The sequence below is a fragment of the Pseudomonas sp. FSL R10-2189 genome (assembly GCF_009600325.1).
Classification (GTDB): Bacteria; Pseudomonadota; Gammaproteobacteria; order Pseudomonadales; family Pseudomonadaceae; genus Aquipseudomonas; species Aquipseudomonas helleri.
Genome location: NZ_WIVZ01000008.1, coordinates 153,619 through 160,448 on the forward strand (window position 1 = coordinate 153,619; position 6,830 = coordinate 160,448).

Annotated in this window: 7 protein-coding genes and 1 pseudogene; 6 read left to right on the plus strand and 2 right to left on the minus strand. The window is 56.3% G+C overall.

Annotated features, from left to right (window positions below):
- Window positions 1-190: 190 nt before the first annotated feature.
- Window positions 191-1,081, minus strand: a complete 891-nt coding sequence (locus tag GHO32_RS09210) for a pseudouridine synthase (RefSeq protein ID WP_153334225.1) — start codon at window positions 1,079-1,081, stop codon at window positions 191-193.
- A 56-nt stretch (window positions 1,082-1,137) separates the two neighbouring features.
- Entirely contained in the window at window positions 1,138-1,377 is a 240-nt protein-coding gene (locus GHO32_RS09215) for a glutaredoxin family protein (RefSeq protein WP_153334223.1), read from the minus strand.
- A 200-nt stretch (window positions 1,378-1,577) separates the two neighbouring features.
- On the opposite strand from GHO32_RS09215, the gene GHO32_RS09220 reads away from it, so the two are divergent.
- The 6 genes and pseudogenes from GHO32_RS09220 to GHO32_RS09245 all read left to right on the plus strand — a co-directional run.
- Window positions 1,578-3,314 carry a cation:proton antiporter gene (locus tag GHO32_RS09220; protein ID WP_368668369.1) on the plus strand — a complete coding sequence of 579 codons (1,737 nt, stop codon included), beginning with the start codon at window positions 1,578-1,580 and terminating at the stop codon, window positions 3,312-3,314.
- Window positions 3,315-3,472: 158 nt separating this feature from the next.
- The gene (locus GHO32_RS09225; RefSeq protein WP_153334221.1) at window positions 3,473-3,787 is read left to right on the plus strand and encodes a YqjD family protein; all 315 of its coding nucleotides are present in this window, start codon (window positions 3,473-3,475) and stop codon (window positions 3,785-3,787) included.
- Between the two features lies 1 nt (window position 3,788).
- Entirely contained in the window at window positions 3,789-4,166 is a 378-nt protein-coding gene (locus tag GHO32_RS09230) for a phage holin family protein (protein ID WP_153334219.1), read from the plus strand.
- Window positions 4,163-4,504, plus strand: a complete 342-nt coding sequence (locus GHO32_RS09235) for a hypothetical protein (protein WP_153330800.1) — start codon at window positions 4,163-4,165, stop codon at window positions 4,502-4,504. Before GHO32_RS09230 ends, GHO32_RS09235 begins: the two co-directional genes overlap by 4 nt.
- A 138-nt stretch (window positions 4,505-4,642) precedes the next feature.
- Complete coding sequence (locus tag GHO32_RS09240) at window positions 4,643-5,974, plus strand: deoxyguanosinetriphosphate triphosphohydrolase (protein WP_153334217.1); 1,332 nt, start codon at window positions 4,643-4,645, stop codon at window positions 5,972-5,974.
- A 409-nt stretch (window positions 5,975-6,383) separates the two neighbouring features.
- Window positions 6,384-6,755, plus strand: a pseudogene (locus tag GHO32_RS09245) (response regulator transcription factor); the annotation flags it as partial.
- Window positions 6,756-6,830: the final 75 nt, after the last annotated feature.

A 6,830-nucleotide genomic window follows, 5' to 3' on the forward strand; every position in this document is an offset into this window, starting at 1 on the left:
CTCGAATGAGTGGGCAGCGCTGAGGAAGCTACCAATCTTCGAGGAGGCAGTTTATGAAGAGTTTTTCATGTTTGATTTTGTCCGACAATCCTGGCATTTTCAGCGACTTTGGCTTGTTTTTCGGCTCTCATCAAGACCCTTGAGACCCAATCTGACTGCCCGGTTTCGTCAGGATTTTCGCGACGCTCAATTACCAGTCAAGGTGGATCCGGCTCTCGAAAAAACGCTCCTCGCCGGTCAGCGGGTCGGCAAAACGCAGGCCCTGCGCCAGCAGCTTCAGGGGCTTGGCGTAGTCATCCACGGCGTCCTTGATGACCTCGGGATAAAACGGATCGTTGCAGATCCCCGCTCCCAGCGCTGCCATGTGCACGCGCAACTGGTGTTTTTTGCCCGTGACCGGGTACAGCGCGTAACGCCACAGATCGCCGTTTTTCTCGCACACTTCGACACGGGTTTCGGTATTACTGGCGCCCGGCCCTTCTTGCATGCGGAAAAACGGTTCGCCCTCCACCAGACGGCTTTTGTGCACGCGCGGCAATGCCAGATCTGGCAAGGCCCGGGCAATGGCTTCGTAGCGTTTTTCAATGTTGCGCGTAGGGAATAACGACTGATACGCCGAGCGGCTGCTCGGGTTCGCAGAGAACAGCACCAACCCCGCCGTGTGCCGGTCGATCCGGTGCAATGGCACCAGATTGGGGTTATCTAGCGTGCGGATCAAACGGCGCAGCAGGGTTTGCTCGACGTACTCGCCCGCCGGGGTCACGGGCAGAAAGTGCGGTTTGTCGGCCACCACCAAATGCTCGTCGGCATACAAAATGGTTTCTTGCACCGGAATCGGCGTTTCGTTGGGCACTTCGCGAAAGTAATGAATGCGCAGGCCTTCTTTGTACGCCAACTGCGGACTGATCGGCACGCCGTGGGCGTCCAGTACTCGGCCACGGGCAATTCGATCCAGCCATTGCTCACGGCTGATAGCCCGAAAGTGCTCGCACAAACAGTCGAGTACCGTCCGCCAATGACCCGGTGGCAAGTACAAGGTGCTGGCTTGATGCTCGGCGGCGTTGAAAAGCTGGGTCGACATAAAAAACTCTGGGCAAGAAAAGCAGCCCGCGATTATCGCGCACAGTGCGCCACAAGCTACAGCAGAAAGTGGGCGACCTGCTCAGTGTCAAACGGCCAGTCCAGTTCAGCGCCAGTGTCGACCCGACGCAATACGGGGATGCGCAAGCCGTAGGCCTCAACCGATTCTTCACTGTCGGCGATATCAATCAGCTCAACCAGCAAGCCGTTATCCAGCACCAACGGCATCACGACGTCTTCAGCCAATTCGCACAGATGGCAACCCAAGGTGCCGAACAACTGACATTCGGGAAGCATGATCATTAACCTGTGTGGGATGGGCATTCAGTTTAGGAGCCTTGCCCGGGCACGTCGACCCGCCTGTCGACAGCGCTTATGCAGCAAAGCTGATCAGAGCAATCGCTTTACACCGCTGCTTGCGACTACGCTACGTACTGGCGTGCTCTTGTGGCCCATACAGAGTGCTCAGCTAGAAAAATGAGTGAAGGAAGCGCTTAGTGTTTGCCAATTTGTTAATCATCCTCGCCTCGTCACTGGTGGTCATTGCCCTGTTTCGACGCCTGAAACTGCCGCCGGTGCTGGGTTATTTGTGCGTCGGCCTGTTCATCGGCCCAACGGCGCTGAACTGGGTCAATAACAGCCCGGACCTGCCAGACCTCGCCGAGTTGGGGGTGGTGTTTTTGCTGTTCTCGCTGGGGCTGGAGTTCTCGCTGCCCAAAATGCTCAAGCTGCGCCGCGTGGTCTTTGGCCTCGGCAGCCTGCAAGTGATCTGCACCGCCGTGGTCCTGGGCGGCCTGCTGCTTGCCTTTGGCATGTCAGCCAGCAGCGCCTTTTTGCTGGGCGCAGGCCTGGCCCTGTCTTCCACGGCCATAGTCAGCAAAGAGCTGACCAGCCTGGGGGAAATTTTCAGCCCCCACGGCCAGAACGCGATTGGCGTGTTGCTGTTCCAGGATGTGGTGGCCGTATTGCTGCTGACGCTGGTACCGGTGTTTGCCGGCAGCAGCGAACAGGCCTGGTATTGGGCGCTGCCGATCACCTTGGGCAAGACCATCATTCTGTTTGTCGGCTTGCTGATCACCAGCCGCTTCGTACTGCCGCGCCTGTTTCACGAGGTGGCGGCCTCACGTTCTGCCGAACTGTTTGTGCTGCTGGCCCTGGTGATCGTTCTAGTCACGGCCTGGTTGACCCACTTGCTGGGGTTGTCCCCGGCGCTCGGCGCGTTCCTGGCGGGCATGTTGCTGGGTGAAAGCCATTACCGACACCAGATCGAGGCCGACATACGGCCTTTTCGCGACATCCTGCTGGGTCTTTTTTTCGTCAGCATCGGCATGCTCATCGACCTGCAATTGTTCCTGCACCACGGCTTCTTGATTGTTGGCCTCACCCTGGCGCTGATGCTCATCAAAGGCACAGTTGTGGCGATACTGGTCAAGCTGCGCGGCAGCGATGGCGAGACCGCTTGGCGCAGCGGCCTGGCATTGGCCCAAGGCGGTGAGTTCTGTTTCGCGCTGATGGCACAAATGCAGCTCAACGCGCTGATCCCGTCGCAATACGCCCCTTACTTGTTGGCCGCTACGTTCTGCTCCATGTTGCTCACCCCGCTGTTGCTACGCGCCGCCCCTCGCATCGCCGCCAGCTTGCACCACACCTCGAACGAAGAAGCCGAGCTGGAAAAAATCACCGAGCAAAGTGCCGAGTTGCAGGGGCATGTGGTGATCTGCGGCTTTGGCCGGGTCGGTCAGTCCATCGGGCGCTTCCTGCACCGTGAAAATCAGGACTTTATCGCTCTGGACTACGACCCGGATCAGATCCAGAAAGCCAACAAAACCGAAAGCACTGTGCATTACGGTGATGCCCGCCGTGGCGATTTGTTGCGGGCGGTGGGCGTTGATCGTGCCCGTTTGCTGGTGATTGCCGTGGACAACACCGAAATAGCCATGAGCGTACTGAAAGAAGCCCGCCTCATCACCATCGCAGTGCCGATTCTGGTCAGAACCCGCGACGACAGCCGGCTTACCGAGCTCAAGGCCGCCGGCGCCACCGAAGTGGTGCCCGAATTGCTTGAATCCAGCTTGATGCTGGCCTCACACGCCCTGATATTGCTGGGGCTGCCCGAAAGAACTGTCCGCCACCGCGTTGATGAAGTGCGGCATAACCGCTATCACTTGCTGGAAGGTTGTTTTGAGAGCAGCGAGCCACTAGACACACCGGGTTTTCCCCGCGACGACGAATGATTTAAGGTAAGGTTTGCTTCCGCTCAGGGTTAAGCCGTCTAGTCTGGGTGCTCCAGGGCAACAGCAGGTCAGCGCATTGATCTGTTGTGAAGAAAAGTAGTGAACCTTCAGCGAATGCCTACACTCGAACCATCAAGAAGCCACACACGGAGTTAATCATGGCCCGCATAACAGCAAAGAATGCTCAAGAAATCCTTAAAGCCGATCTCGAGACCTTGGTCAACGACGCAGAACGCTTGCTGGAACACAGTGCTGCGCTGGCCGGTGACCAGGCCGATGAACTGCGCGACAAGATCAAGCTGAGCCTGATCAAGGCGCGTGCCTCACTGGAAGACACCAAAGAGTCCTTGCAGGAGCGCGGTGAAGCCGCTGTGACCGCTGCCGAAGACTATGTACAGAGCAACCCGTGGCAATCGGTCGGCATTGCTGCCGGGGTCGGCTTTTTGATTGGCCTGCTGGCCACCCGGCGCTGATATGACAGACGAAGAATCCGGCTCCCCTCGTTCCTCACCGCGGCGCCTGGGTGCCGCGTTTCTGGGTCTGCTGCACAGCCACGTCGAGTTGCTGGGCATTGAGCTGCAAGAACAGAAAGCACGGACTGTCAGCCTGTTGCTGTTCGCCGGGCTGGCACTGGTGTTCGGGTTGCTATTGCTGCTCGGCCTGTCGGCGCTGGTATTGATCGTGCTCTGGGACAGTTATCGGCTGCCCGGCATTATCGGGCTCTGCGTCTTTTACACCCTGGCGGCGGCGTTCTGTGGTTTGCGCCTTAAAGCGGCCGTGTTTGATGAGTCCTCTCCTTTCAACGCCACGCTCGAAGAGCTGGCCAAAGACCGGGAGCGTTTGTTGCCATGAGCCTGCCTGAAATGCCGCAAAACGCTTCGCGTCGTGACATGCGCAAAATGCTGATTCGCCTGCGCATGGAAATGCACCGCCAGGAGATTCGTCATGAGTCGCAACAATTGCTGGAGCCGTTAAACAAAATGCGCGGTGTCACCAGCAACTGGAAAGAACACCTGGGGATCAAGCACGCCCCGCTGTGGGGTGTGGCGGTGGTGACCCTGCTGGGCTTTTTGACCGGCAAAGGCACTAAAAGCAAAGGCTCCGGTGGCGTGTCCCGTTTAATCGGGCTGACCACCGGGCTGTTGCCGTTGATCAAACTGGTGATTCAGGGTTCTTCGCGCAAGCCCTGACGCACAGCTCGCGGTCTTTTGGTTTTCATGATCAAAAGATCGCAAGCATGCTCGCTGCTTAACTTAAGCGCCAAGCCTTGCACCAACCCGCCTGAAGCGAGAAGCTGCGGCATCAGTCATTTGATGGAGCGCTGCGCCTTGGATTGGCAAACCCTGCTTAACCGCGAACGTCTCGGAAAACCTCATTACAGCGCCGAAGAGCTCGGGCGCAGTCCCTTTCACAAGGATCACGACCGGATTATTTTTTCCGGCGCCTTTCGAAGGCTTGGGCGCAAAACCCAAGTGCACCCGGTCAGCAGCAACGACCATATTCATACCCGCCTTACCCATTCGCTGGAGGTCAGTTGCGTTGGCCGCTCGCTGGGAATGCGCGTGGGCGAAACCATTCGCAGCGCCCTGCCCGAATGGTGCGACCCCGCCGACCTGGGCATGGTGGTGCAATCGGCCTGCCTGGCCCATGACATCGGCAACCCGCCCTTCGGCCACTCCGGCGAAGATGCCATCCGCCATTGGTTCCAGCAGGCTGCTGCCAAGGGCTGGCTGGACGACATGAGTGAGGCCGAGCGCAATGACTTCTTGAACTTTGAAGGCAACGCCCAAGGGTTCAGGGTGCTGACACAGCTTGAATACCATCAGTTCGACGGTGGCACGCGGCTAACCCATGCCACCCTCGGTACGTTCCTCAAATACCCGTGGACCGCCCGGCATGCCGACTCTCTGGGGTACAAGAAGCACAAGTTCGGTTGTTATCAAAGCGAGCTGCATTTGCTCGAAGGGATTGCCCACAAATTAGGGCTGCCGCAAATCGAAGAGCAACGCTGGGCACGCCATCCGCTGGTGTACCTGATGGAGGCCGCGGACGACATCTGCTATGCCTTGATTGACCTTGAAGACGGCCTGGAAATGGACCTGCTGCATTACGCCGAGGTCGAGTCCCTGCTGCTGAATCTGGTGGGCGATGATTTGCCCGAGACCTATCGCCAGCTTGGCCCGCAAGACTCAGAACGCCGCAAGCTGGCGATTTTGCGCGGCAAGGCCATTGAGCACCTGACCAATGCTGCCGCCCGCGCCTTTGTCGAACAGCAGGACGCCTTGCTGGCGGGCACGCTGCCCGGCGATCTGGTGGAACACATGCATGGCACGGCCAAGCGCTGCGTGCTGGATGCCAAGAACATGGCGCGTAAAAAGATCTTCCAGGACAAACGTAAAACCCTGCATGAAATCGGCGCTTACACCACGCTGGAAATCTTGTTAAACGCTTTTTGTGGGGCGGCACTGGAACAACACGGACACAAAACCTTATCGTTCAAAAACCGTCGCATCCTCGATTTGCTCGGCCACAACGCCCCAGACCCGAACTGGCCCTTGCATCGCTCGTTTATGCGCATCATCGACTTTATTGCTGGCATGACCGATAGCTATGCCACCGAAATGGCCAAGGAGATGACCGGCCGCTCCAGCCCTGCCTGAGTGAGGCAGCACCTTGTGGTCGTTGCTGAAGGAACGACCACAAGGTGATGAACACACAAGTTGTAACCGTTTTTATTTTTTAAACACTGCATAGTTAAAAACCCAGAAAAAATGACGTTATCGAGCATTTAAATCCGGGCAAAAAAAATCACCACACAAAAACAGAAGTATATGTAGGAATAATCCTAATTTTAATAAGACTCTATAAACACACTAACGGCAAAACAGCCATCAAACGATTCAGCACGATATTAAACCGCCGCCACTCCCCGAACAATTCGTGAGTTCACGCCTTATTTAATGTAGGAATATTCCCATACTACGTTTGTAGGCTGATCGCTTCGTGTCTCAATCCATATATCTGAGCTAAGGTGCGCGCTTTCTATGCAGCTCTTTATGGGAATTCAATATGAACACGATTTTTATTGTCGACGATCATCCAGTAATCCGCTTGGCCATTCGTATGTTGTTAGAACATGAAGGTTATGAAATAGTCGGTGAAACCGACAATGGCGTAGATGCTATGCAAATGATTCGCGAATGTGTCCCTGACCTGATCATTCTCGATATCAGCATCCCCAAACTCGACGGACTGGAAGTACTGGCGCGCTTTAACGCCATGAACTCAACCCTCAAAACCCTGGTCTTGACGGCCCAGTCACCGGCGTTGTTTGCCATGCGCTGCATGCAATCGGGGGCAGCGGGATATGTGTGTAAACAAGAAGAACTCAGTGAACTTGTCAGTGCAATTAAGGCTGTATTCTCTGGCTACAATTACTGGCTCTTCGCATTTAAGGGTGTAGCTGATTTCTAAACCCTCCTGACTTCAGCAAGCACCTGGCTATGTAATTGGTTA

Bases quoted from the DNA above. Each gene is read 5' to 3' on its own strand.
- GHO32_RS09235 (WP_153330800.1), top strand. From the start codon at position 4,163: ATGAGCCTGCCTGAAATGCCGCAAAACGCTTCGCGTCGTGACATGCGC.
- GHO32_RS09210 (WP_153334225.1), bottom strand. From the start codon at position 1,081: ATGTCGACCCAGCTTTTCAACGCCGCCGAGCATCAAGCCAGCACCTTG.
- GHO32_RS09230 (WP_153334219.1), top strand. From the start codon at position 3,789: ATGACAGACGAAGAATCCGGCTCCCCTCGTTCCTCACCGCGGCGCCTG.
- GHO32_RS09215 (WP_153334223.1), bottom strand. From the start codon at position 1,377: ATGCTTCCCGAATGTCAGTTGTTCGGCACCTTGGGTTGCCATCTGTGC.
- GHO32_RS09225 (WP_153334221.1), top strand. From the start codon at position 3,473: ATGGCCCGCATAACAGCAAAGAATGCTCAAGAAATCCTTAAAGCCGAT.